Source organism: Sulfurospirillum sp. 1307 (assembly GCF_054408545.1).
In genome coordinates, this window is the sequence record NZ_CP176011.1 from 786,968 (window position 1) to 811,644 (window position 24,677).

Annotated in this window: 24 protein-coding genes; 18 read left to right on the plus strand and 6 right to left on the minus strand. The window is 28.5% G+C overall.

What is annotated here, in order from left to right:
* Position 1 precedes the first annotated feature (1 nt).
* Complete coding sequence (gene rpoD / locus ACKGJI_RS04030) at positions 2-1,834, minus strand: RNA polymerase sigma factor RpoD (protein WP_458701284.1); 1,833 nt, start codon at positions 1,832-1,834, stop codon at positions 2-4.
* Between the two features lie 201 nt (positions 1,835-2,035).
* Between rpoD and ACKGJI_RS04035 the strand changes: the two genes are divergently transcribed.
* The 7 genes from ACKGJI_RS04035 (at position 2,036) to ACKGJI_RS04065 (ending at position 8,160) form a co-directional block, all read left to right on the plus strand.
* Positions 2,036-3,931, plus strand: a complete 1,896-nt coding sequence (locus ACKGJI_RS04035; RefSeq protein ID WP_458701285.1) for an oxidoreductase — start codon at positions 2,036-2,038, stop codon at positions 3,929-3,931.
* Between the two features lie 93 nt (positions 3,932-4,024).
* Positions 4,025-4,852 (plus strand): flagellar hook-basal body protein, encoded by an 828-nt coding sequence (locus ACKGJI_RS04040; RefSeq protein ID WP_458701286.1) that lies wholly within the window; start codon positions 4,025-4,027, stop codon positions 4,850-4,852.
* Between the two features lie 92 nt (positions 4,853-4,944).
* Positions 4,945-5,733 (plus strand): flagellar basal-body rod protein FlgG, encoded by a 789-nt coding sequence (gene flgG, locus ACKGJI_RS04045; protein ID WP_458701287.1) that lies wholly within the window; start codon positions 4,945-4,947, stop codon positions 5,731-5,733.
* A gap of 9 nt (positions 5,734-5,742) precedes the next feature.
* Positions 5,743-5,907: a hypothetical protein gene (locus ACKGJI_RS04050; protein WP_458701288.1), complete on the plus strand. Its 165-nt coding sequence runs from the start codon at positions 5,743-5,745 to the stop codon at positions 5,905-5,907.
* Entirely contained in the window at positions 5,907-6,581 is a 675-nt protein-coding gene (locus ACKGJI_RS04055; protein WP_458701289.1) for an AzlC family ABC transporter permease, read from the plus strand. Before ACKGJI_RS04050 ends, ACKGJI_RS04055 begins: the two co-directional genes overlap by 1 nt.
* Positions 6,571-6,897 (plus strand): branched-chain amino acid transporter permease, encoded by a 327-nt coding sequence (locus ACKGJI_RS04060; RefSeq protein ID WP_458701290.1) that lies wholly within the window; start codon positions 6,571-6,573, stop codon positions 6,895-6,897. The genes ACKGJI_RS04055 and ACKGJI_RS04060 overlap by 11 nt, the downstream gene beginning before the upstream one ends.
* Before the next feature lie 132 nt (positions 6,898-7,029).
* Positions 7,030-8,160: a glycosyltransferase gene (locus ACKGJI_RS04065; protein WP_458701291.1), complete on the plus strand. Its 1,131-nt coding sequence runs from the start codon at positions 7,030-7,032 to the stop codon at positions 8,158-8,160.
* 19 nt (positions 8,161-8,179) lie between these two features.
* Here ACKGJI_RS04065 and ACKGJI_RS04070 read toward each other — a convergent pair whose 3' ends face one another.
* Complete coding sequence (locus tag ACKGJI_RS04070) at positions 8,180-8,611, minus strand: hypothetical protein (protein WP_458701292.1); 432 nt, start codon at positions 8,609-8,611, stop codon at positions 8,180-8,182.
* A 176-nt stretch (positions 8,612-8,787) separates the two neighbouring features.
* Between ACKGJI_RS04070 and ACKGJI_RS04075 the strand changes: the two genes are divergently transcribed.
* Genes ACKGJI_RS04075 through ACKGJI_RS04085 form a run of 3 tightly spaced genes read left to right on the plus strand, consistent with a single transcriptional unit; the run spans position 8,788 to position 10,450 of the window.
* Entirely contained in the window at positions 8,788-9,291 is a 504-nt protein-coding gene (locus ACKGJI_RS04075; protein WP_458701293.1) for a PaaI family thioesterase, read from the plus strand.
* Positions 9,292-9,299: 8 nt separating this feature from the next.
* Positions 9,300-10,130, plus strand: coding sequence for a bifunctional methionine sulfoxide reductase B/A protein (locus tag ACKGJI_RS04080; protein WP_458701294.1), 831 nt, complete (start codon positions 9,300-9,302; stop codon positions 10,128-10,130).
* A complete protein-coding gene (locus tag ACKGJI_RS04085) occupies positions 10,127-10,450 on the plus strand; it encodes an MTH1187 family thiamine-binding protein (protein WP_458701295.1) in 324 nt (107 codons plus the stop codon). Before ACKGJI_RS04080 ends, ACKGJI_RS04085 begins: the two co-directional genes overlap by 4 nt.
* A 2-nt stretch (positions 10,451-10,452) precedes the next feature.
* Here ACKGJI_RS04085 and ACKGJI_RS04090 read toward each other — a convergent pair whose 3' ends face one another.
* The 3 genes from ACKGJI_RS04090 to ACKGJI_RS04100 are packed head-to-tail and all read right to left on the minus strand — an operon-like array spanning position 10,453 to position 14,668.
* Complete coding sequence (locus ACKGJI_RS04090; protein WP_458701296.1) at positions 10,453-12,339, minus strand: EAL domain-containing protein; 1,887 nt, start codon at positions 12,337-12,339, stop codon at positions 10,453-10,455.
* Complete coding sequence (locus ACKGJI_RS04095) at positions 12,333-12,752, minus strand: hypothetical protein (protein ID WP_458701297.1); 420 nt, start codon at positions 12,750-12,752, stop codon at positions 12,333-12,335. Before ACKGJI_RS04095 ends, ACKGJI_RS04090 begins: the two co-directional genes overlap by 7 nt.
* Positions 12,749-14,668: a TonB-dependent receptor plug domain-containing protein gene (locus tag ACKGJI_RS04100; RefSeq protein ID WP_458701298.1), complete on the minus strand. Its 1,920-nt coding sequence runs from the start codon at positions 14,666-14,668 to the stop codon at positions 12,749-12,751. The genes ACKGJI_RS04095 and ACKGJI_RS04100 overlap by 4 nt, the downstream gene beginning before the upstream one ends.
* A 158-nt stretch (positions 14,669-14,826) precedes the next feature.
* Here ACKGJI_RS04100 and ACKGJI_RS04105 point away from each other — a divergent pair, with 158 nt between their 5' ends.
* From ACKGJI_RS04105 to ACKGJI_RS04140, 8 genes are all read left to right on the plus strand, one after another.
* Positions 14,827-15,315: a 3-isopropylmalate dehydratase small subunit gene (locus ACKGJI_RS04105; protein ID WP_458701299.1), complete on the plus strand. Its 489-nt coding sequence runs from the start codon at positions 14,827-14,829 to the stop codon at positions 15,313-15,315.
* 14 nt (positions 15,316-15,329) lie between these two features.
* On the plus strand, positions 15,330-16,400 hold the full coding sequence (gene leuB / locus ACKGJI_RS04110) for a 3-isopropylmalate dehydrogenase (RefSeq protein ID WP_458701301.1): 1,071 nt from the start codon (positions 15,330-15,332) through the stop codon (positions 16,398-16,400).
* Positions 16,401-16,415: 15 nt separating this feature from the next.
* On the plus strand, positions 16,416-16,658 hold the full coding sequence (locus ACKGJI_RS04115; RefSeq protein ID WP_458701302.1) for a tetratricopeptide repeat protein: 243 nt from the start codon (positions 16,416-16,418) through the stop codon (positions 16,656-16,658).
* A 13-nt stretch (positions 16,659-16,671) separates the two neighbouring features.
* Positions 16,672-17,037 carry a CiaD-like domain-containing protein gene (locus tag ACKGJI_RS04120; protein WP_458701303.1) on the plus strand — a complete coding sequence of 122 codons (366 nt, stop codon included), beginning with the start codon at positions 16,672-16,674 and terminating at the stop codon, positions 17,035-17,037.
* A complete protein-coding gene (locus ACKGJI_RS04125) occupies positions 17,038-18,144 on the plus strand; it encodes a tRNA nucleotidyltransferase/poly(A) polymerase family protein (RefSeq protein WP_458701304.1) in 1,107 nt (368 codons plus the stop codon).
* Between the two features lie 105 nt (positions 18,145-18,249).
* Positions 18,250-19,650 (plus strand): aspartate ammonia-lyase, encoded by a 1,401-nt coding sequence (gene aspA, locus ACKGJI_RS04130; protein WP_458701305.1) that lies wholly within the window; start codon positions 18,250-18,252, stop codon positions 19,648-19,650.
* An 85-nt stretch (positions 19,651-19,735) separates the two neighbouring features.
* Positions 19,736-21,946 carry a sensor histidine kinase gene (locus ACKGJI_RS04135; protein WP_458701306.1) on the plus strand — a complete coding sequence of 737 codons (2,211 nt, stop codon included), beginning with the start codon at positions 19,736-19,738 and terminating at the stop codon, positions 21,944-21,946.
* Positions 21,927-22,589: a response regulator transcription factor gene (locus tag ACKGJI_RS04140; protein WP_458701307.1), complete on the plus strand. Its 663-nt coding sequence runs from the start codon at positions 21,927-21,929 to the stop codon at positions 22,587-22,589. The genes ACKGJI_RS04135 and ACKGJI_RS04140 overlap by 20 nt, the downstream gene beginning before the upstream one ends.
* Positions 22,590-22,625: 36 nt before the next feature.
* Here ACKGJI_RS04140 and ACKGJI_RS04145 read toward each other — a convergent pair whose 3' ends face one another.
* Positions 22,626-24,500 (minus strand): aldehyde ferredoxin oxidoreductase C-terminal domain-containing protein, encoded by a 1,875-nt coding sequence (locus ACKGJI_RS04145; RefSeq protein WP_458701308.1) that lies wholly within the window; start codon positions 24,498-24,500, stop codon positions 22,626-22,628.
* Positions 24,501-24,677: the final 177 nt, after the last annotated feature.

The following is a 24,677-nucleotide window of genomic DNA, read 5'->3' on the forward strand; positions in this document are numbered from 1 at the left end:
GTTAGCTTTCTATATAATTTTTAAGCTTTCTTCCTACTTTTGGGTGCTTGAGTTTTTTAATAGCACTACTTTCTATTTGTCTAACTCTTTCTCTAGTTACATTTAGCTCTTTCCCAATCTCTTCAAGAGTTCTATCACTTTCATCATTCATTAGCCCAAATCTCATGCGAATTACAGCTTTTTCTCTATCATTTAGTTGATCTAAAACTTCATCTATTTGGTCTTTTAAATCATTTTTAAGCATATATTCGATTGGTGATACTGAATTTTTATCTTCAACAAAGTCACCAAATTTTCCATCATCTTCATTTCCAATAGGAGCTTCTAAACTGATTGGCTCTTTTGTAATTTTGATAACATTTTTAACTTTATCAACACTAAGGCCAACTTCTTTTGCAATTGTCTCGATATCAGGTTCTTTTCCCTCCTCTTGAAGGTGTTTTCTAATTATTTTATTGATTCTGTTGATTGTTTCAATCATATGAATTGGTATACGAATTGTTCTTGCTTGATCAGCAATGGCACGAGAAATTGCCTGTCTTATCCACCATGTTGCATATGTTGAAAATTTGTAACCTTTTTTATACTCAAACTTATCAACAGCTTTCATAAGTCCGATGTTACCTTCTTGGATAAGATCTAAAAATGGTAATCCCCTATTTGTATATCTTTTTGCTATTGACACAACTAGTCTAAGGTTGGATTTTGCCATTCTTGTTTTTGCTTCATCAGCTATTTTTTTACCTCTTTTTATTTGTTCAATTATCTCTTTTAATGTATCAGGATCCAAATCGAAGCTTTGTTTACTCGCTTCTTTTGTTTGAAATAATTTTTTTATCTCAACATATGTTGAAACCATAGTAGCTTCAGGTACCATGGCTGTTATTTCTTCTTTGCTCAAATCAGTAATTTTACTTAATATTTTTTGATGATTTTTTCTTAGAGTATCATTGAAAAGTGGTAGTCTGTATTCTAGTCTTTTTAATTCTTTGTCAAATTCATCATCACTTTTTAAAGAAGTTTCCATTGATTTAACTAGTTCATTGATAAGCTTACTAGTAGGGCCAAGCTCCATTAGTTTTTCTTTTAGTATCTTCTTTTTATAAGCAACAGTGATATCATATATCATTTGTGCTTCTTTATCATTTGGATCTTCTGGAGTTTTAGCCATAGCTTTCATCCAGTCTTTTTTAGCTTTTTCTAGAGCCTTGAAACTTTCTATAACTTTTTTAGTTCTTGTATCATCTTTTTTAGTTGATTTTTTGCTGTTGCTATCATCATCACTATCATCATCATCGCCGTCATCATCATCTTCAAAACTTCTAAAAAGTTCTTTTACTCTTCTTTCGCGATTTATAAGAGCTTCTTTGTAGTCAATGATAAAATCAATCAAGTATGGAACAGAACAAAAAGCATCAATGATAATGTCTTCTCCAAATTCTATCCTCTTTGAAATATCAATTTCTTCTTCTTTTGTTAGTAGTGATATTAAGCCCATCTCTCTTAAGTACATTCTTACAGGGCTATCACTTCTACTCCATTCTAATAATTCTTTTTCATTTGCTAAGTCAAACTCTTGTTCTAAGGCTTCATCTTGAAGTTTTTGAGCCTCTTCAGCTCTTTTTTTCGCCTCTTCTAAATTTTTTATTTTTGCAATTTCAGCTGATGTTATAAGAGATATTTGATATTTATCCATAAGTTGCATCATCTTTTTTATATTTGATGCAGTTGGTTGTTTTGGAAATAGTGCCATAACTTCTTCATAAGTTACGTGGCTTTTTTCATTCTCTTTAAATAGTTCTTCTAAATTTGCATATAATTCTTTTGTGGACATTAAAAATTGCTCCTTGGCGAAATTGAAAAAGGTATACATTATACCCAAAATTATTTAAATATCTATTAATTTTAAGTAAAAAAGTATAGAATATTTTGATTTTTTACCTAATTTAAATCTTTTAAAAAGTCTAACTGAAAATATGCTATAATAATCTATAAAAATAAATATTATAAAAATAAATTATAAATAGGGGGATTTATGATATTTGACACTTCTTGTAATATTAAGGGAAAAGTTTTAAAAAATCGTTATGTAGTAGCTCCAGTAAAAACTGCATATGCGACTTTAGATGGTTTAGTTAATGATAGGCATTTGAGATATTATGAAAATATCGCAAGTGGTGGAGCTGGAATGATTATAATTGAGCCAGTTTCAGTGTCACTTAGTGGGAAAGAGCATCCAAAACAGTTAAATATACATGTAGACAACAGTGTTGAGAGTTTAGGAAAATTAGTAACTGTTATAAAAAAACATGGTGCAGTTCCTGCTATTAATTTAAATCATGCAGGAAGAGGTGCAAATAAAATGGCAACTAAGATGGATCCATTAGCACCAAGTCCAATTCTTTGTCCTATGAGTGGGCTTATGCCAAAAGAGATTACAAAAGAAGAAATAAAAGAAATTTTAAATGACTACAAAAATGCCATAAAAAAGGCTTTAAAAGCTGGTTTTGAGGCTATTGAACTTCAATGTGGACATGGTGGCTTAATCCATCAATTTTTATCTGCAAGACTAAATAAAAGAGAAGATGAGTATGGCAAAGATAGAACTTTATTTCTAAAAGAAGTTTTAGAATTTTTTAAAAATATTGATAATGTTATAAAGATTGTTCGTATTAGTGGAAGTGAGTTTGTTGAAGATGGTTGGAAGCCACAAGATAATAAAGTTGTTATTGATTTAGTAAAAGAGTATGGTTTTGATATGGTTCATTGTGGTTTTGGAAATGCATGTGATACTCCACCTTGGTATTATTCTCATATGGCACTTCCTGAAGACAAACCACTAGAAGTGTTAAAAGCTATTAAGTCTATGAGTGATTTACCAGTTATTGCAGTTGGACGTATGGGAAGTGTAGAAAAAATTGAAAAATTAGAAAAAGAAAACCTCGCTGATTTTGTAGCTTTTGGTAGACCAATTGTAGCAGATAGCGAGCTTGTAAATAAATTAGTAGAAAAAAAATATGAAGAAATTGATTATTGTGGATACTGTTTACAAGGTTGCTTGTATAATGTAAAAAAAGGTGTAGGTTTGGGATGTATCATAAATCCTGAGGTTGATAAAGAAAAAAGCTATACATGTAAAGAAAGTAAAAAGATAGCTGTAATTGGTGCAGGACCAGCAGGACTTACTTCAGCTATAACTTTAAAAAATATTGGGCATAAAGTTACTCTTTTTGAAAAAGAGAGTTATCTTGGAGGTAATTTTGTAACAGCACCTAAGGCCATAGGTAAAGAGAGTATGAAAAGACCATTGGAATCTTTAGTAAATAAAGCAAAAAGAGTACTTGATGATATAAGATTAAATACTGATGTAAAAGATGGTAATGATTTAGATTTTGATTATTTTATCGTTGCTAGTGGCTCAACTCAAAAATATCCAGATATAAAAGGGTTGGATACTCAAAATGTGATTAGTTCACTTGATTATTTTCATAATAAAAAAGTTGTAAAGGGAAAAAGAGTACTTATTTTAGGAGCTGGAATGGTAGGAATTGAAGCTGCTGAAAATCTTTTTAAAGCTGGATTTGATGTAACTATCACTAAAAGAGGTGAAGAAGTAGGTAATGATATGGAGCCAATAACTAAAAAGCTTATGATGATGAGATTGGAAAAAAGTACAATTAACATTATGACAAAAACTAGTATATTAGCTTTTGAAAAAGATAAAGTCCTTTATGAAAAAGATGGCATTCAAAATCAAATGAAGAGTTTTGATACAGTAATCGTAGCAACTGGCTTAGAAAAAGAAAATAGTGTAGAAGAATTTTTGAAATCAATTGGTAAAAACTTTAGTGTAATTGGAGATGCAAAAGAAGTAGCAAATATTTATGAAGCTACAAAATCGGGATATGAAGAAGCTATGAAATTTGCTTGATAATTAACCTTACAACTATCCCTTTGAAGGGATAGTTGTATAACTTGGAACATAACTTGCTTATTATATGAAAAATCATCATATAGGATAGTTATGCAAAACGGATACTATACAACTACAGGAGCTATGGTAACACAGTTTAATAGGCTTGATGTTATCTCAAACAACTTAGCAAATGTAAATACTGCTGGATTTAAAAGAGATGATGTAGTTATAGGTGATTTTAAAAGAATTTTTGATGAATTTCAAGAAGATATGCCTATAAAAGATCATACAAAACAAGCTGCAAGATATCTAAATGCTTCAATAGATAGAGTTCCTCAAGTTAGTGAGCAATATATTGAATTTAGACAAGGTGGACTAAAAAGTACTGGAAATAGTTTAGATTTTGCATTAAAAAGAGAAGATACTTTTTTTATGGTTGAAACTCCAAATGGTTTAGCCCTAACAAAAGATGGATCATTTAAATTAAATGATGCTGGAGTTTTAACTACAAAAGATGGGTATCCAGTAATTCCTGCAACATACTTTCAAAATAAACAATATATTCAAGTGGAGCCAAGCAGCACATTTAGTGTTGATAAAAGTGGAAATATATTCTCAGCCAATATTGCAAATGATTTAGCTGAAGGAGAAAATCCAAACGGAAGATTTTTTATGGCACAACCTGAAGATATTAAATCACTAGAAAAGATAGGAAATAATTTATATAAATTTGATGTAAACAAAGTAAAAGATTTACAAGATGCAGATGTTGTAGCACAAGGTTTTTTAGAAACTAGCAATATAAATCCAGTTAGTGAAATGACAGGACTTATTGAAGCTCAACGAATGGTAGAAATGTATCAAAAAGTAATGACATCACATATGAATGATGTAAATAACGACGCTATAAATAAATTAGCAACAACAAGAGCATAAGGACAATAAAATGATAAATACAGAAGTTTACTTCGTGCTTCAGTCGCGAGGAATTTTTGCTGGATTTGGTTCAGAAAAAAGGGGAAAATAAAATGATAAGATCGCTTTACACAGCAGCTACAGGAATGATAGCTCAACAAACTCAGATTGATGTAACTTCAAATAATATTTCAAATGTAAATACAATAGGCTATAAAAAACAAAGAGCAGAATTTGCTGATTTGATGTATCAAACTATGGAGTATGCTGGAACTTCTACAAGCAGTACTACAAAATCTCCAACAGGTATAGAAATTGGACTTGGAGCAAGACCAACTGCTGTTGCAAAACAGTTTTCTCAAGGGAATTTTAAAGAGACTGGAAATGATTTAGATATGGCAATTACAGGAAATGGTTTTTTTCAGATACAACTTCCTGATGGTACTACTGCTTATACTAGAAATGGCTCATTTAAAGTTGATGCAGATGGAGCTATTGTAAACTCTGATGGATATAAGCTTTTACCAGAGGTTACAATTCCTGCTGATGCTACTCAAATCTCTATTGGAACTGATGGTACGATTTCAGTTTTACAAGCTGGACAAACAACAATGACAGAAATTGGACAAATTGAACTTGCAAACTTTATAAATCCAGCTGGACTTCACTCTCTAGGAGATAACAATTACCTAAATACTGATGCTTCAGGAGAAGTGATTACAGGAACTCCAGGACTTGATGGATTAGGACAAACTAGACAAAGATTTGTAGAGATGAGTAATGTTCAGTTAGTTGAAGAAATGACAGATTTGATTACAGGTCAAAGGGCATATGAAGCAAACTCTAAAGCAATTACAACAAGTGATGAAATGCTTCAAACTGTAAACCAACTAAAAAGGTAATTAGTTAGAATGCTTATACTAATACCTTTTATTATCATTATTTTGATTATTTTTACAATAGATAAAATTTATTATAGTGATGTAAAACCAGTTGAGGAAAAACCAAAAGTTGTAAAAGAAAAAAAGATTGAAGATAATAGAAAAAATTATATAGATAAATATTTAAAAAAGTAATGAGTTTTTTTGAAATTTTTAAGCTAACTATTCCAGTTCTAATGGGCTACATTCCACTTGGAATGGCCTTTGGACTGTTGCTTGCAAAGCTTTTGATTCCTTGGTATTATGCTTTTTTTATGTCAGTATTTATTTTTGCTGGTAGTGGACAATTTTTAGCTCTTACTTTGTTTGCTTCTCAAGCTACTATTTTAGAAATTGGTGTTGCTACTTTTTTATTGAATCTTAGGCATACTTTTTATGGATTATCTATGATAAGTAGTTTTAAAGATTTTTCTTGGAAAAAATATTATCTTATTTTTGGTCTTACTGATGAAACTTTTGCTCTTTTAAAAACAAAAGAAGTTGATGAAAAAGAGAGAGAAAAAGTTTATCTTTTGATTACGGCTTTAAATCAGAGTTATTGGATAATAGGAAGTGTTATAGGGGCTCTTTTAGGAAATATATTGCCATTTAATTACAAAGGAATAGAGTTTTCATTAACTGCTCTTTTTGTTGTTTTATCAATAGAACTTTACAATAAAAGTAAACAACATAAACCATTTTTGATTGCATTGGCTATAGGTTTTATTGGAATGCTAAGTTTACCTAGCGATAAGATGCTTATAGTCTCTCTTTCTTTGTGTGCTGTTATTCTTATACTTTTTAAAGGATATTTAGAAGATGCAAGATAGTTATCTAATAGCAGGTATTTTTATAGCTTCAATTATGACTTTTTTAACAAGATTGATTCCGTTTTTGTTTTTTAATAAAAAAGAGCCAAGCAAGTTAATTAAATATATTGAATGGAATATGCCAGTTATGATAATGGTAGTTCTTGTATTTTACGCTCTAAAGGATGTAAACTGGTATGCTTATCCTTATGGTATAGCAGAAATCATATCTGTACTTCTTACCATCTTTTTACATGTAAAGTTTAAAAATGCACTTTTGAGTATTTTTGTAGCAACGATTGTATATATGCTTTTGGTTCAAAAAATTTTTGTATAGCTAAATTTTAATATAACTTTCATTATTGTTTCAATTAGTTACCATAGTTACTAATATCTTTGTTACAATTAAAATATAAAATAAGTTTTTATATTTTTTTGATACAATGAGTAACCAACATAGGAGAGATATATGAAAAAATTTTTGTATATAACAGATAGAGAAGAGTATAGTGAGCATAATTTTATAGGTCCACTTTTTGAAAAGTATTTACCTGAATATATGGATGTAAATATTGTTTATTTTTCAAAATATAAAAGCTATTTTGAAAATAAAAATGGTAAGTTTATAGTTCCACTACATGAGAAAAATGATATATTAAAATACTTGTCTCAAAATGGTGTAAAAGTTTTTGAATATGACTATGTTGTTGTAAGAAATATGCATGAGATTTTAGATAGAATTTTAGAGCATAAAGATATATATGGTATAAAAGTAGGATTTAGATTATCTTTTCCAAAAATTACAGCAAAACTAGAGCGTGCAAAAGCTGAAAATAGATCTTCTTTGATAAAAGAGATAGATACAAAACTAAAGACATCTGCAAAAGCAAAATTAATTAATAGATGTGATATATTTTTACCTACTTCAAGAAGAATGCAAAAGATTTATTATCCAAATATTACCACAAAAATACATGTAATTCCTTCGGCAATTGATCCAGATAGAATTCATTCAAAAGTACAAAGAGAAGATGAAAATATTTTGTTTTCATATCAAGGTACACTTAGTAAATTAAGAAATTTTGAGTTAGTTTTAGAGGCCTTTAGCCGAGTTTCATCGAAAAATTGGGAATTGATTATTTCAACACCTGATATTGACTATGCAAAACAAATGGTATCTAGTAAAAATGATATTAAAGATAATATAAAAATTATAAAGATTGATTCAAAAGTTGATTTATTAGATGAGTTATCAAAAAGTGACGTTGGTCTAGCTTTACTTCCAGATTTAAACATTTATAGTACTTCAGTTCCTCTAAAAGTTATCGATTATTACACAGGTGCAATACCAACTTTAATGACTAATAATGAATTGAATACAACAATTTTTGAAGATGGAGAAAATGCTTGGCTTAGCAAGTTTGAGGTGAAAGATATACATGATAAGTTAGAAGAAATCATAAAGACACCAAAAGAAAAAATCACACAAATGGGAAAAGCTGGTCAAGAAAAACTTTTAAAAACAAGGAATTATAAAGATATTGCAAAAGAATTAGCGAGCGCAATGGAGTCTATCAAAGATCCTCTACCTGCTATTTAATAAAGTAGAGTTTTAAACTCTACTTTAATGTGTAAACTATGTATGAAGCAATAAACCCTAATGCTGAAGAAGCGATGAGAGGGGCACCATACAAAAATGCTGCAAACACTTTTATAAGTATACTTTTTTGAAATTTTAGTACAAAAATAGTAGTAGAGCCTATAAAGGTTGTTGAGAAGATATACAAAAATACATCAATTAAACTTAATTCTTTTTGAAAAAATTCTGTATAACTAAGGCCGAGTGTAAACAAAAACATTATAATGAAATATAACAAAACATTTTTTTCTGTGTTATATCTTCTAAAATTTTCAGGAAGTGAAATGTTAGAATTATCTAAGCCATTTTTTTCACTCTGTCTTTTTGCCTCTATTGCTTGCTTCTCAAAAAATAAAAATACAGCAAGACTTACAATAGTCCCCATACCTATCGGTACTAAAATAGTTTGCATATAAACTCCTTATGTAATATATTTTATTTTAAAAAAAAGACGATTAAATAAAAATTAATTTATAAATAATTGTAAAAAAACTTGTTTATTTTGGTAAAAAGTTTTAAAAGTAGACGAAAAATTATTTAAAAACTCAAATTATGCTAAAATAGAGCACTTTTATCTAGGAGAAAAAATTGAAATTTAATATTGTAAATAAACAAAATATATCAAAAAATTGTTTGGTTTGCGGGATAGAAAATGATTTTGGTTTAAAAACCAAGTTCTATGAGAGTGATAATGAGGAAGTTATAGGAATTTTTACTCCTCATGAGAAACTTCAAAGTTATCCAGGTATATTACATGGCGGCATAAGTGCTACAATACTTGATGAGACTATTGGAAGAGCTATTATGGCAAAATATGGACAAAATAGTTTTGGTATGACGATAGAACTTAATATAAAATATAAAAAGCCAGTTCCTTTAGATACAGAATTAAAAGTAGTAGGTCGCATTGTAAATGATAGAGGAAGGATTTATGAGGGAAGTGGAGAGTTGTTACTTCCTAATGGAGAAGTTGCAGTTAGTGCAACAGGAAAATATATGAAAAGAGATTTAGAAAAAATTGTAAAAAAAGAATTTCTTGTCGAAGAATGGTTTGAAAGTGATGCAAAAGATTTAAAAGTAATTGAGATATAGGAAATAAAATGAAAGAATTAAGTACTGAAGAAAAGTATGTGATTGAGCAAAAAGGAACTGAAAGGCCATATAGTGGTAAATATAATGATTTTTATGAAGAAGGAGTTTACACATGTAAAAAATGTGGAGTACCTTTGTATAAATCAGCTGATAAATTTAAATCAGGTTGTGGCTGGCCAAGTTTTGATGATGAGATTGAAGGAGCTATTCAAAGAACAATAGATGAAGATGGAAGAAGAGTTGAGATTACATGTAAAAATTGTGGTGGACATTTGGGACATGTTTTTGAAGGAGAAGGCTTTACTCCAAAAAATACTCGCCATTGTGTTAATTCAATAAGTCTAGATTTTGTACCTTTTAAATATGCTTATTTTGCTGGAGGATGTTTTTGGGGTGTTGAGTACTATTTTAATAAAACAAAAGGTGTTATTGATGCTAAAAGTGGCTACATGGGAGGAGAGCTTGAAAATCCTACTTATGAAGATGTTTGTTCAAAAAAAAGTGGACACTTAGAAGTAGTTAGAGTTAAGTACGACCCAAGTGTAACTAGTTATGAAGATTTAGCTAAATTATTTTTTGAGATACACGATCCTACACAAGAAAATGGACAAGGCCCAGACATTGGCCCTCAGTATATTTCTGCAGTATTTGTAAATAATGAAGAAGAAAAAGAAGTTATAAAAAAGCTTATAAATGAGCTAAAAGAAAATGGCTATAATGTTGTTACAAAAATACTTGAGATGAGTAAGTTTTATGAAGCAGAAAGTTACCACCAATACTATTATCAAAGACATGGAAAATTACCATATTGTCACAGTTTTGTAAGGAGATTTAAATGAGTGTACTTTTAGAATTTGCTATGTTTCCAACAAGTGATAATTGCCGTGATGGCTCTTCTGTATCAAAACATGTTTCAAAAATCATTAAAGCGATTGATGAGAGTGGAGCTAGTTATAAATTAACTCCTATGGGAACGGTAGTTGAAACTGAAACCATGAAAGAGGCTTTAGCTATAATTGAGCTTGCATATGAGCAATTAAAAGATTGTGATAGAGTTTATAGCTCTTTAAAATTTGACATAAGAAAAGGCAAAAGCGCTAGACTTAAAAGCAAGATTGATTCAATAGAAAAAAATCTTGGAAGAAGTGTACAAAAATAATATCAACAAGATAATGGACCAGGTTTTCCTAGATAAAATCCCTGTAAGTAATCAAAATCCATTTTTCTTATAGTATCATAGATATCTTTTGAAGATACATATTCTGCAGTTATTTTGATGTTGTTTTGTTTAGCAAAAACAGATAAAGATTTAAGTAATGAAAATGATTTTTTATTTTTATTTATATTCTCGACTATCATTCCATCAATTTTTAATTCATCAATATCTAATCTCTCCAAGATTGAAAAATTTGCATGTCCTGACCCAAAATCATCTAGTATGATTGAAATACCTAAATCCTTTAATTGATTAATAATATTTTTTAATCTATTGATATTTTCAAATCTATCATATTCTAGTATTTCTATACCCATCTTTTTTATGCTATCAGGTTCTTTTACTGCTATTTCTTTGATTATTGATAATATTTTTTCATCTAATATATCTTGCAAGCTCAAATTAATGCTAAAATTTTCTTCTTTTTCTCTTAAAATATTGATACCTTTTTCAATAACTTGTTTCGTCATTTTGTTATATACATTTGTTTTCCAAATAATAGGTAAAAATGATGCAGGCATTATGAGTTTGCCATCTTTATCTCTTAATCTTACTAATATTTCATATTTTGCAATTTTATTAGTATTGTTATGATAGAGTGGCTGAAAATAGCATTCTACTTTATTTTCATCTATAAGATTTTTTATTTCTAAAAAATTATATTCTGAAGAATTGTTATTTATGTTACTCTCTTTTGCTTCAACTATGCAGTTCCTACCAGATTTTTTTGCTTCATAAAGTGCAATATCAGCATTTTTTAAAGCATGTTCCATATTTATCTTTAGTCTATTTTTAGTCACTATTCCTATAGATGTTTTGATATATATACTACCATATAAACTATTTTGGAGTGGATTAGTAGATAAATGTTTTCTAATATCTTCAGTAATTTTGAAGATACTATTTGAAACATGGACAAACAATACAAATTCTTCACCTCCATACCTAATTAGTATGTCTTTTTTACCAATATGTTTTTTTATAATAGATACTGCATATACTAAAGAATCATCTCCTACTTGGTGCCCATATGTATCATTTATTTTTTTGAAATGATCTAAATCAATCATAGCAATATTGTAATTAGTTAATTTTATTTTTTTTGATAATACTTCTAGATATCTTCTATTGTGGATTTTTGTTAAAGGATCGATATAGTTTCTTTTCCCTACAATAAAAAGGTATAAAAATTGGATTAGTATTGTAATGGAAAGAATAATTACAGATATGTATATTGCGGATATCATTTTTTCAAACGGCTCAATAGTTTTATTGATATGAGAAGGTAACTCAACTGAGTAATCAACTACTAAAATAGCTTCTGTATTATTCTTAAAAACAATAGGGTATAAAAATGTTTTCCATAATCCTTCGTATTTTGTTTGATCAATAGAAGCAAAAGCTTTATTTTTATATATTTTTTTCCATAAATTTAAATTTCCTGGATCAAATTTCGAAAAAAAGTTACTTTTTTCTTGTGAGCCATCACAAAGAAATCTAAATTTATTTTTACCATCAAACCACAAAATATAGACATATGGGACATCTTTGCTTCTAATTAATTCTAACCTTTTGTTGTACTCGTCTATTTTTGATGGATTTTTTTGTAAAAAATTAACTAAAGTAGTATTTGAATTTGTAAGTTCTTTATTGATTTGTAAATTTAAACTTTTGGCATGTTGTAATATATTTGTCTCTATACTGTAAGAAATTGAGTTTTTTAATTCATATTTAGCTTTTTTAATAGCACTATTAAGTTCTATTAGAACTAAGATAGAGACAATTAAAATAATTGTTATGATATATTTGAAATCTAATTCTTTTTTTACCATACGTTATTTTCAATATACCTTTCATATTCTTTAGGTAATTTAATACCTTTTTTCTTTAATCTATTAGCTATGAAGGTTATATTTGGTCTTCCCTTTTGCCAATAAAATGCACCAAGGGCATTTTTGTCTTTTTTTAGCAAAGAATAATCAAGAGCAACAATAGGTACATTTTTACATTTGACAGATTTTTTTGCGAGCAATGCCATATCAGCATTATTACAAGTATTTGTAAATTTGATTTTTAAATTTTTAAATTTTTTATTGTTATATAATTTTGAGTCAGTATATATATTAACGATATTTTTTTTAATTATAGCGTGAGATATATTTTCTATTATTTTATATTCTAATTGGTTATGTGATTTTGACAGCAAACAAATAGGTATTAATATCAAGAAAATAAAATGCTTCAAAAGAAATACTCCATTTGAAATAAAACTCTTTTTTGTTCAGAAGGCACAGCACCGATTCCTAATAACGGTGTTTTAGAAGCCTTGTTGAAAATATTTTCTCCTTTTAAAGATAAAGTTAAAGCATGATTATATTTATATTTTATACTAGCAGTATAATCAAAACCATTTTCAATATTTATATCACTTAAAAAAGCAACAGGAGATTTGTAAGTATAGCCTTGCCTATAAATCAATTCATTATATATGTCAAATTTGCCAAAACTGTTATAAAACTTTAAAGAGGCACCTAAAGTTGGACTATAAGCAGTTATATTGTTGTTTATAAATTTTGTTTTATAAATTTCAAATTGTACTTTATTTTCATAATTAAAATTATGTGTAAAGTCTAAAAAAGTTTTAAATGATCTAATATTTTGGTTGCTATTTATAAATTTTCTACTTATTGTATCAACTACAATTTCGTCTGATTGTTTGATATATGATAAGCCAATTTTTATATTATTTTTTTTCTTTTTATATTTTAATACCGATGTAATTGATGTAAAATATTCTGGTTCTAAATTTGGATTTGAGAATATATTATTTGGAAATGTACTCGTATATGAAAAACTAGGGTATAAATAATTTTTTGATATAAAATTTTTTAGAGTTAAGTTTTCATTAAATAAATGAATATATCCAACTCTAGCCATCATTTCCCAACTATTCTTTTTATTATAATTATCACTATAATTATCTAACTTTACAGTTCCAATCAATAGGTTGTTTTTGTTTATGTTATAGCTTTCTTCACTGTAAATTGAAAAAATATTTAATTTTGATGGTCCAGTTATTGTGTTTGTGATTTTATCATCCATTTTCATATAATCAATGTCATAATTTTTTTGGATAAACTCTATGCCACTTTTGAAAGTACCATTTTTATGTTCTTTTTTATGTTTTAGTTTTAATTTATAAATAGTTTCATTGAACTTTCCATTAAACTCATAAAAAGGAGAAGTATTTTGTGTTATATATATTTGATTTGAATCACTAAATTTTTGAACATTTGTTGCTTTGTCTATGGAAGAAATTAAAGTAAATGAGTATGGAAGGTTAAAATAAAAGTTAATAAAATCATAATTCCTACTTTTTTCATTTGGATTGTAAGGAGTAGCTCTCATACCAACACCAGCAAAAGCATCTTGTTCTTTTTCAAAATGGCCTATACTAACATATCCCATATCTTTGTAATCATATTTTAAATAAATTTCATTTGAGTTTTGATTTTTTGAGTAGTAACTGTTGTTATTGTATACATAATCTCTTTTTGTATTGTTTAACGTTAACGATGAGATCAAAAAACTGTTATTTTCAAAAGTTTTTGTAAGGCACATACTAGTATCAAAGGATTTTTTATCATCACTTCTTACTGATATAGAAGTACCTCTTTCTCTATTTGGATGTTTTGAATAAAGCCTTATTGTAATTATACCAGCTTCATCTCCAAATGAGATGGCATTACCTCCCATATATATCTCTATGTGATCAACAAAGCCAATATCCATATTGGCAAAGTGCAATATAGCACTACCATAAATTGCTGATGTAACTTCATGATCATCTATGTATAGTCTAAACATTGGAGAAAATGGAGTTTTACTACCATCTGAGAGTAGATAAGTGTCTCCTGTTCTACCTTCTGATAGTGTAAAAAACTTCAAACTTTTCAAGATGTCTTTTAATTTATGAGCTTGCATTCTATCAAGATCTGATCTTTTATATAGAGTTAATATACCAGCACTTTCAACTTTGGTTTTGTGATATAATGCTTTTTCTTCATTCAATTTTTGAACTAATTCAGAAATATCTTGTGCATATAAGCTCATATATGATAGTGAAAAAAATACACAACTTTTTAATAATTTTTTCGTCAAATCAATAAACCTTCGGTTTTTTATTAATAATTAATCATGTATTTTATAACAAATTTAATGAAATTAAAATGAATTTTATTTTTCATTTTAGGTTTAATCTTTTTTATACTCCACTTTAGATAAAATATCTTTCACTTATAATAATCAAGGATAACCATATGAATACAATAGAAGGAAAAGTTTGGACTTTTGACGATAATATTGATACAGATTTGATAATTGCAGCAAGATATTTAAACACTTCGGACCCAAAAGCTTTAGCATCTCATGTTATGGAAGATGCTGATCCTGAGTTTGTTAATAAAATCAGTGAAGGTGACATAATAGTAGCTGGAGAAAATTTTGGATGTGGCTCATCAAGAGAGCATGCTCCAATCGCTTTAAAAGCTGCAGGAATTAGTGCAGTAGTTGCTAAAAGTTTTGCAAGAATATTTTATCGAAATTCTTTTAATATGGGATTGCCTATTTTTGAGCTTAATGAAACAGATGAGATTAAAGAGGGCGATGAGATAAAAATAGACCTTGATAAAGGAGAAGTGATAAATAAATCAAATGATAAGGTTTATAAATTTACTCCAATTCCTCCATTTATGCAAGAATTAGTTGCAAGTGGTGGTTTAATGAATTATGCTAAGAAGAAAAGATAAAAAGGAAAAAACAGATGAAGTCATATAAAATTGCAGTGATAAAGGGTGATGGAATTGGTCCAGAAATTGTAGATGAAGCTATTAAAGTGCTTGATTCTGTTAGTGCAAATGAAGATTTTGAATTAAATTATGAAGATTATTTGATGGGTGGTTGCGCTTATGATGTTATGGGTGAGCCTCTTCCTAAAGAGACAATTGACGGATGCAAAAATTCTGATGCAATTTTATTTGGTGCAATTGGTGGAGAAAAGTGGGATACACTAGAAAGACACCTAAGACCAGAGAGTGGACTTTTAAGACTTAGAAGTGAACTTGGTGTTTTTGCAAATCTAAGACCAGTAAAAGTTTTTGATGAACTTTTAGATGCTAGTACACTAAAACCTGAGGTTTTACAAGGTGTTGATCTTTTTGTAGTAAGAGAGTTAACTGGTGGAATTTATTTTGGACAGCCAAGAGAAAAAACTGATGAAAAAGCTTATAATACTATGGTTTATAGTAAAGATGAGATTAAAAGGATAGCTAAAATTGCATTTGAAAGTGCGATGAAAAGAAGAAAAGAGGTTTGCTCTGTTGATAAGGCTAATGTGCTTGAAGTTAGTCAGCTTTGGAGAGATACAGTAGAAGAAGTAGCAAAAGATTATCCTGAAGTTAGTTTAACTCATATGTATGTAGATAATGCTGCAATGCAGTTAGTTAGAAATCCTAAACAATTTGATGTAATTTTAACAGGTAATATTTTTGGCGATATATTAAGTGATGAAGCAAGTATGATTAGTGGTTCGATTGGGCTTTTACCTTCAGCTTCAGTTGGTGGAGAAGTTGGATTGTTTGAGCCAATCCATGGAAGTGCACCTGATATTGCAGGACAGGGAATAGCAAATCCAATAGCAACGATTTTAAGTGCTAGTATGATGCTTAGATTTGCTCTTGGTGAAGAAAAAGCGGCAGATAGAATTGAAAAAGCAGTTGTAAATGTACTAAAAGAGGGATATAGAACAAAAGATTTAAGTAATTATGGAGCAAAAGAGGTTTGCTCAACTAGCGAAATTGGCTCAATAATTGCTGATTATGTATCTAATATCTAATTATTTAAGGTAAAAATGAAAACATTAACACTAGCATCAATATATGAACTCCAAGGTTTGAAAAAAGAAGCTTTGGAGATATATCGTGATATTTTAAAAGATGATCCAAATAATAAAGAAGCAAAGATTGCTATAAAAAGGCTTTCAGGGATACGAAAAAAGTATTTGGGTGTCAATGAAGAGATGAAAAAGTTTTTTGTAAATATGGATAGTGATGTAGAGTTTGCAGAATTTGAAAGATGGCTTGTTAAATTGTAAGGGATATATGGATATGGAATTAAAAGATATGATACTTTCTACTTTAGCTGAATTAGAAGAAGACGTTGAAGTAAAAGAAGAATTAACTAAAAAAAGTGAAATAACAAAAGAAAATACTACTGAAAAAAAAGAAGTTGAAGCTAACATTGAAGTGCAAGATAATTCTAATGAAGAAGAGGAAGATGTTCCAAATAAGTACATTTTAGAAGATGAAAGAGCATTTTGTGAAAGTGTTAGAGAGAGGGTTTTAGTTCTTTTTGAAGGATTTCAATCTCCAAACAACAAATCAATAGAAGCAAAAGTTGATTTAACTCTAAACTTTTTAGAATATCTTTTAGCCGTAATTGATGAAAGATTAGAAAAATTAGATAAAAAGTAGATGAACTATTTATCTAATTTTCCTCTACATGTACAAACTCAAATAAATAAAATCAAAGATATATTATCTCCCCATACAAAACGAGCATATCTAGTAGGTGGATGTGTTAGAGATTTGTTTTTAAAAAATCCTATAAAAGATTTAGATATTGAAGTTTACGATATAGCTCCAGATAATTTTGACTCTTTGATGAGAAAAATTGGGGCAAATGGAGTAGGAAAAAGTTTTTTTGTTTATAAATTTGAAGATATTGACTTAGCGCTTCCTAGAATTGAAAGGAAGGTAGGAGTTGGGCATAAGGCTTATGAAGTTGATGTGGTTAATGATGAAAAAATAGCATCAAAAAGAAGAGATTTTTCTATGAATGCTATGATGATAGATATCTTTAGTGGAGAGCTTTTAGATTTTTGGGGTGGATTTGAAGCAATTAAGAAAAAAGAGTTAAGCTTGATTGATGAAACTAGTTTTAAAGAAGATAGCCTTAGAGTATTAAGAGCAGTTCAATTTAGTGCTAGATTTAATCTACATGTAGAGAAAAATACTCTCCATGTAATGAAAAATATAGATTTAAATGATTTGAGTAAAACGAGGATATTTTGGGAGTTAGAGAAACTATTTAATGCAAAATATCTAGATGTTGGTTTTTTTTATATGTATGAGCTTGGATTGTTTGAAAAGATATTTGGAATCTCTCTAGATAAATCTATAAAAAATAATTTAAAAGATATAAGTGATGGATTTGAAGAAGATTTAAGGGCTTATTATTTTTTGTATCTTGTTGCAAATTTATCTAATAAAAATCCATTAGATTTAGCAAAAAAAATCAAAGCACCAAATCACTATTTAAGAGTTTATAAATATCAGCCATTTTTTAAAAATATTCCGAGCAATTATGAGCTTTTAGAGGTAGCAATAGAATTGCCAATCAAAAACTGGCTTGGTAATTACAAAGAAGAGATAAAAATAAATGCAAAAAAACTTGATATTTGGGATAAAAAATATACCGGAGGCATTAACATCCAAGATGTTATCAAAGATGGTTTTAGTAAAGAAAATATAAAAAAAGAGTACAAGAGAAGAGTACTTTTTACAATACTAAAAAAATAATCTATTTTTTAGAAAAAGTCACTTTCAGGTCATCTAAAAGTTGTAAGCTTTCGCAAAAATAATTTGGATTTCAATATTGTTAGAAATCCTGCGAAAGGAGATTTTGTGAAATATAGAATTGAACATGATTTGATAGGTGATAAAGAGATTCCTGTTGATGCTTATTATGGAGTACAAACATTAAGAGCAAAAGAAAACTTTAACATAACAGGAGTTAGTCTTTCTGGTTTTTCTACTTTTATCATTTCATTGGCAAAAGTCAAAAAAGCTGCTGCTTTAGCTAATTATGAGTTAGGGCTTTTAGAAGAAAAAAAGAAAAATGCGATAGTAGAAGCTTGCAATGAAATTATAGCGGGTAAATATCATGATCAGTTTATCGTTGATATGATTCAAGGTGGTGCTGGTACTTCTACTAATATGAATGCTAACGAAGTAATAGCAAATAGAGCTTTAGAAATACTAGGATACCAAAAAGGTGAATACAAACATTTACATCCAAATAATGATGTAAATCTTTCTCAATCAACAAATGATGCTTATCCAACAGCACTTCGTATTACACTATATGAAAAATTATACGAATTAGTTGATTCAATGCAAATTTTAAAAGATTGTTTTGCTAAAAAAGCTGAAGAGTTTAAAGATGTAATTAAAATGGGAAGAACTCAACTTCAAGATGCAGTACCTATGACATTGGGACAAGAGTTTCACACTTATGAAACTATGATTGAAGAAGATATGCAACGCTTAATAGAAGCTCAACAATTAGTTAGAGAGATGAATTTAGGTGCTACTGCTATTGGTACTGGTATAAATTCACATCCACAATATTCACAGCTTGTGGAGAAAAAACTACAAGAGGTAACAGGAAGGCCATTTGTAACAGCAAAAGATTTAGTAGAAGCTACACAAGATACAGGTGCTTATGTCCAAATATCTGGGGTTTTAAAAAGAGTGGCGACAAAAATCTCTAAAATATGTAATGACTTAAGACTACTAAGCTCAGGTCCTAGAACAGGATTTAATGAGATAAATCTACCACCAATGCAACCTGGAAGTTCAATAATGCCAGGAAAAGTAAATCCTGTTATACCTGAAGTTGTAAACCAAGTAGCATTTCAAGTTATAGGCTCAGATATCACTGTAACAATGGCAAGTGAAGGAGGACAACTTCAATTAAATGTTTTTGAACCAGTAATCGCATATAACATTTTTAATTCAATAAACATGATGAAAAATGCTTTTGAAACTTTAGCATATAAATGTGTATGTCACATAACTGCAAATAAAGATAGATGTTATGAATTGGTTGTTAATAGTATCGGTTTGGTAACTGCACTTAACCCAACTATTGGTTATGAAAATTCAACTATGGTTGCAAAAGAAGCATTAGCTAGTGGAAAATCTGTTTATGATATTGTTCTTGAGAAAGGGTTATTAAGTCAAGAAGAGTTAGATGATATTATAAAACCAGAAAATATGATAAAGCCTAGATTGAAAAAATAATATTAACTATTGTCTTAAATATTCAATTATCTTTTAATTTGCTAGAATTATACGCTTATAAATAATTTTAGCAACGAGGATTAAAATGACAAAAAGAGGTATTGTATCTGCTTTTTTTATGTTTATTGCATTTACAATTCCTCTTTTTGCAAATAAAAATGTATTGATTATAAACTCTTATCATAAAGGCTTTGATTGGAGTGATAGAGTTATAGAAGGAATTGAAAAAGTTTTTTATAATACAAAAATAGATACGAATTTTTTATATATGGATTCAAAACGTATCTCATCAAAAGAGTATTATGATAAATTAAGAGACTTATATAAAATTCAATTGCTAAATAGAAAATACGATTTAGTTTTAGCTATTGATAAATTTTCTTACGAATTTGTACTTCAAAACTATCATGAATTATTTAAAAATGAACCTATATACTTTACTGGAATTGAGCAATTTTCAAAAGAGTTAGTAAAAAAATATAATCTTGAAAATAAAGTATCTGGATTACTTGAAAGAAGGGCAATAGAAGAAAATATCAAACTTATCTTTAAAGTGATGCCCGATGTTAAAAAATTGTATATTATTAATGATAAAAGTGCCAACGGTGATGATTCTGAGCCTTTTATTCAAAAAGCAATAAATAAATACAGTAAAAATGTAAAGATTAAGTATATAAGAAAATCAACACTTTTAGAATTAAAAGAGAAATTTAGTAAAAAGAAAAATAATGAAGCAGTATTTTTTATACGCTTTTACAATGATAAATATGGAAAATTTTATAAAAATAGTGAAATTGCTTCAATGATAGATTCATCAAAATTACCAGTATTTGTAACGGATACTCTTTTTATTGGTAAAGGTGCAATTGGTGGTAAACTGGTTTTGATTAAAAAATTAGGAGAAAAGACAGGACAAAGGGTTTTTAGCATTCTTAAAAATGAAATCAAAACTCCTATTGTAGAGGTTGCAAATGATTATGATTACATCTTTGACTTTAAAAAAATACAAGAATTTTCTTTACATGTAAATATCTTAGATAAGAAAATTAGAATCATAAATAAACCAAAAACATTTTTTGATAAACATAGGAATTTTATCAATTTTGTATTTGTGATTTCTCCTTTTTTACTTATTTTGATTGTTGGTTTAATTTACAATTTGTATTTGAGAATTAAAAATGAAAAATTATTAAAAGAGAGGATGGAATTTGATAAAGTTTTGTTAAATTCTATTCAAAGTCCAATAGTATGGCAAGATAAAAATGGACAGATAGTTGACTCAAATCTTAAATTTTCTAATTTGATGGGAATGTATCATCCCAATAAAAAGGGACAAAAATTAAAAAATTATATTTCTTTGGATAAAGGTAACCCGATATTAAAAATTTTAAACGATTTTGTAGATGAATCAAATAGCAATAAGGAATTGATTTTAAAAGATTATGATAATAAAGAACATATTTATTTGGTAAATCAAACAGAATATACTGAAAATGTATATAAAAGTAGTGGAACTGTAACTATTTTTACTGATATAACAAAGGAAAAGTTAGCTCAAATTGAAAAGAAAAAAAATCAAGAATTTATCATACAACAATCAAAATTAGCGGAGCTTGGAGAAATATTATCTTCTATTGCTCATCAATGGAAAGCACCATTGTTAGAAATTTCAACTATAGCTCAAGAACAATATTATGCAAATGCTAACAGTCAAAATAATTTAAATTTCGCAGAAGAAATAATGGTTCAAGTAAGATATATGACAGAAACTATCAACGACTTTCAACGCTTTATTATGCCCTCTTATGAAAAAACAGTATTTGACATAAACGAAGCAGTTGTTAAAATGATGAACATCATAAATCACAATATAAAATATAACTACATAAATGTTAACATCCATAAAAATGATGAAAAAAAACTTTTTGTTTTTGGTTATAAAAATGAGTTAATGCAAACTTTATTAAATATAGTAAATAATGCAAAAGATACAATTATCAAGAGTAGAAAAATTGATAAAACATTAAAAGGTAACATAGATATATATATAAAAGATAATAAAAACATAGTTACAATAGAAATTGAAGATAATGCAGGTGGGATAGAAGAAAAAAATAAAGAAAAGATTTTTGAGCCATATTTTACAACTAAAGAGGATGGACATGGAATTGGCCTGTATATGGCAAAACTTATTATAGAAGATAAAATGCAAGGAAGCTTGAGTGTAAAAAATGGTAAAAAAGGCGCTATATTTTGTATAAAATTGGAGTTAAGTAGTGAAAATATTAGTTCTTGAAGATAATGAGAGATTATCAAATCTTATTGCTCTTGCTTTAACCAAAGAGGGATATAAAGTTGATTGTTTTATAGATGGTGAAGATGCTTTAGATGCTATATCTAAAGGATATCAATGTTTTGTATTAGATATAAATGTTCCTAGTATTGACGGTATTAGTATTTTGGAGACAATTAGAATGTATCACAAAAAAATACCTGTCATTATTATTAGTGCAAATCATGAATTAGAAAAAATTCAACAATCTTATGAGATAGGTTGTGATGATTATCTTAGGAAACCATTTTTTATGTATGAGCTTATACATAAAATAAAAAGATTGTGCAGTAGTGATTTAAAGATATTAGAATTAAGTGACGGATATAGTTATGATTGTACTAATCATTATTTGAAAAAACAAACTGAAGAGATAAAATTAACAAAAAAAGAAAAGTTATTTTTAGAGCTTTTATCTCAAGATATTTTTCATGTTTTTAGTTTTGAAGAGATTGAAGAGTATGTTTGGGAAGGGGAAGAAACAACACTCATAAATATCAGAGCATTGGTTAAGAGATTGAGAAAAAAGTTGCCTCTTGATACTATTGAGATAGTAAAAGGAGTTGGATATTCTTTAAATTCTAAAAATTGTCAGCTTAAATCTTAGTATGTATCAAGCAATAGATGCTTGATACATACAATATTAGATTTCAATAAGAAATTCTTGGATACCTTTGTGCATATCATACCAAAAGCTAAGTGCAGCTTCTTTTTTGTCTTTTTCAAAAAGTTCAACCCATTTTTTAAGCTCAGGATCATCTACTTTAAAAACTTCTAATTTTCTTTTTAAGAAGTGATAGATTATATCAATGTCTCTTTGAGATTCCCAAAATATTGAAGCATTTTTTGTATTGATTTGACTTGCTGTCATTTTATTGTTATATAAAAATTCATCTTTTAGGCCATATAATGAACCCATTATTTCTGGAACCATCTCTTCTGCCCAATTTCTATGAAAGCGACAAATTGCAAGGTTATCCATAATCAATTCGCCCTTTAATCTTTCAGCCCCAATTCTTCCAAGGCTTCTTGGAGGGTAAAAATCTTGCCCATAATACATGTAGTATTTCCCCATAATAGCCATAGGTGAAAATGCTCCTGGTGTCCAGTATTGGTTTGGAACCATCCAACCTTTTGTTCCATTTGCAGTATAAACAAAAGAATCCAGTACTTTTTTACCTTTTTGCCTTGCTAAGTTATGAGCAAATTTCCTTGTGCCTTTGCTAATATCTAGTATACCTCTTTTTTGTATTATAGAATCTAGTATATCTACTCCAACATTTGCATTGTGTATTGAAGATTCTACTACATCAAAATTTTCTACACTAAAGATTGGTTTATATTTGATGCCAAGTTCTTCAGGAGTTACATACCCTTCATCCAAACACTCCATAAGCCATGCTATTAATCCACCTACGCTAATAGCATCAAATCCGTACATATCTGCATGATGATTTATCTTTTCAGCTGCTCTTTGATCAAAAATACCTGATAATGGACCCATCGTTTGATAAGGTTCGTAATCTTTTTTATATTCGCCATGCATCTTTTTGCAAACTGCAGCACAAGGTTCACCACAATTTTTTTGACTTTTTGTTTCAATAGTTTCTTCATTAAATTGTTTTAGATAATGATTTATGATAAATTTTTCATGAATTTTAAGCCTGTCTTCTTCACTCATATAAATGCTCTTATAATTAAAAGAAAACAAACTACCTGCCATAGTGGCATAATTTGCACCAAGTGTTCCACCAGTTTGTAGTTTTGGATCAAATCTATATTTTGTGGTAACTTCGATGTCCTTTGCTCCTAGTTTCATGTTGTATTTATCTAAGAACCATTGATCAGCTACTTTTCTATCTCTAAAGTCATCATCGATAAAAGTTCCACCAAATATAATAGCAGCAATTCCATGTTCTTGGAACATCTTAGTACCAAAACCACCTCTACCAGCCCATGTATCTACAAATGTAACTTTTCCATTTTTGATTGGGGCAGAACATATCGCTCCAAAGTCAGTTGATTTTGCTGAAGGCCCTGTTGCTAAAACTCTTGGGTCATTTGTATATCTATCTTTATACATTTCATTTACATAATCCATCAAAGAGTAAACTCCACCTCTACCTTCATACCATATTTTTTCTACATCTATTGGGTGGATTTCTACTTGGATCTCTTCATTGTTTTTTCTATTTAGATATAAAACAGAGGGAGTTGCTGCTTTTCCTATGATGGAGAGCATATTTAATCCTAAATTATCAAATGTAAGACCAGCACTTCCCATAGCAGAGACATAAAAACCATCCCAACAAGGAGAATTACCAGTAAACATAAGGCGATTTGAACCTGAAAATATAGAACCAGCAAGAAGCCCAGTTCCCATATTTAAACTATTGTATTTATTAGTTAAGTGCAATCCTAGATCAATTGGTCCAAAATATTTTCCAACTTTATAATTGTCTATTCTTTGAAACGATGTTCCAACATCAACAATAAGCACTTTTTGATTATTTTTCATAATCTCCCCCTAAAAATTATAACATTATAATGTTTAATATACATAATAACATTATAATGTTTGTAGCTTAAATTATACTTACATTTGTGTTTATTAAACATAAACCATATAAAACTTGAAAGAAAGTAACAAGTTTCTATAATAATCAAAACTAAATTAAGTGATTATTTAAGGATT

Excerpts from the sequence above, each read along its gene's own strand:
- ACKGJI_RS04040 (WP_458701286.1), top strand. The coding sequence starts at position 4,025 with ATGCAAAACGGATACTATACAACTACAGGAGCTATGGTAACACAGTTT.
- ACKGJI_RS04050 (WP_458701288.1), top strand. The coding sequence starts at position 5,743 with ATGCTTATACTAATACCTTTTATTATCATTATTTTGATTATTTTTACA.
- ACKGJI_RS04090 (WP_458701296.1), bottom strand. The coding sequence starts at position 12,339 with ATGGTAAAAAAAGAATTAGATTTCAAATATATCATAACAATTATTTTA.
- ACKGJI_RS04125 (WP_458701304.1), top strand. The coding sequence starts at position 17,038 with ATGAACTATTTATCTAATTTTCCTCTACATGTACAAACTCAAATAAAT.
- ACKGJI_RS04055 (WP_458701289.1), top strand. The coding sequence starts at position 5,907 with ATGAGTTTTTTTGAAATTTTTAAGCTAACTATTCCAGTTCTAATGGGC.
- ACKGJI_RS04120 (WP_458701303.1), top strand. The coding sequence starts at position 16,672 with ATGGAATTAAAAGATATGATACTTTCTACTTTAGCTGAATTAGAAGAA.
- ACKGJI_RS04060 (WP_458701290.1), top strand. The coding sequence starts at position 6,571 with ATGCAAGATAGTTATCTAATAGCAGGTATTTTTATAGCTTCAATTATG.
- leuB (WP_458701301.1), top strand. The coding sequence starts at position 15,330 with ATGAAGTCATATAAAATTGCAGTGATAAAGGGTGATGGAATTGGTCCA.
- ACKGJI_RS04105 (WP_458701299.1), top strand. The coding sequence starts at position 14,827 with ATGAATACAATAGAAGGAAAAGTTTGGACTTTTGACGATAATATTGAT.
- ACKGJI_RS04115 (WP_458701302.1), top strand. The coding sequence starts at position 16,416 with ATGAAAACATTAACACTAGCATCAATATATGAACTCCAAGGTTTGAAA.
- ACKGJI_RS04085 (WP_458701295.1), top strand. The coding sequence starts at position 10,127 with ATGAGTGTACTTTTAGAATTTGCTATGTTTCCAACAAGTGATAATTGC.
- ACKGJI_RS04035 (WP_458701285.1), top strand. The coding sequence starts at position 2,036 with ATGATATTTGACACTTCTTGTAATATTAAGGGAAAAGTTTTAAAAAAT.
- ACKGJI_RS04070 (WP_458701292.1), bottom strand. The coding sequence starts at position 8,611 with ATGCAAACTATTTTAGTACCGATAGGTATGGGGACTATTGTAAGTCTT.
- ACKGJI_RS04135 (WP_458701306.1), top strand. The coding sequence starts at position 19,736 with ATGACAAAAAGAGGTATTGTATCTGCTTTTTTTATGTTTATTGCATTT.
- ACKGJI_RS04080 (WP_458701294.1), top strand. The coding sequence starts at position 9,300 with ATGAAAGAATTAAGTACTGAAGAAAAGTATGTGATTGAGCAAAAAGGA.
- flgG (WP_458701287.1), top strand. The coding sequence starts at position 4,945 with ATGATAAGATCGCTTTACACAGCAGCTACAGGAATGATAGCTCAACAA.
- rpoD (WP_458701284.1), bottom strand. The coding sequence starts at position 1,834 with ATGTCCACAAAAGAATTATATGCAAATTTAGAAGAACTATTTAAAGAG.
- ACKGJI_RS04145 (WP_458701308.1), bottom strand. The coding sequence starts at position 24,500 with ATGAAAAATAATCAAAAAGTGCTTATTGTTGATGTTGGAACATCGTTT.
- ACKGJI_RS04065 (WP_458701291.1), top strand. The coding sequence starts at position 7,030 with ATGAAAAAATTTTTGTATATAACAGATAGAGAAGAGTATAGTGAGCAT.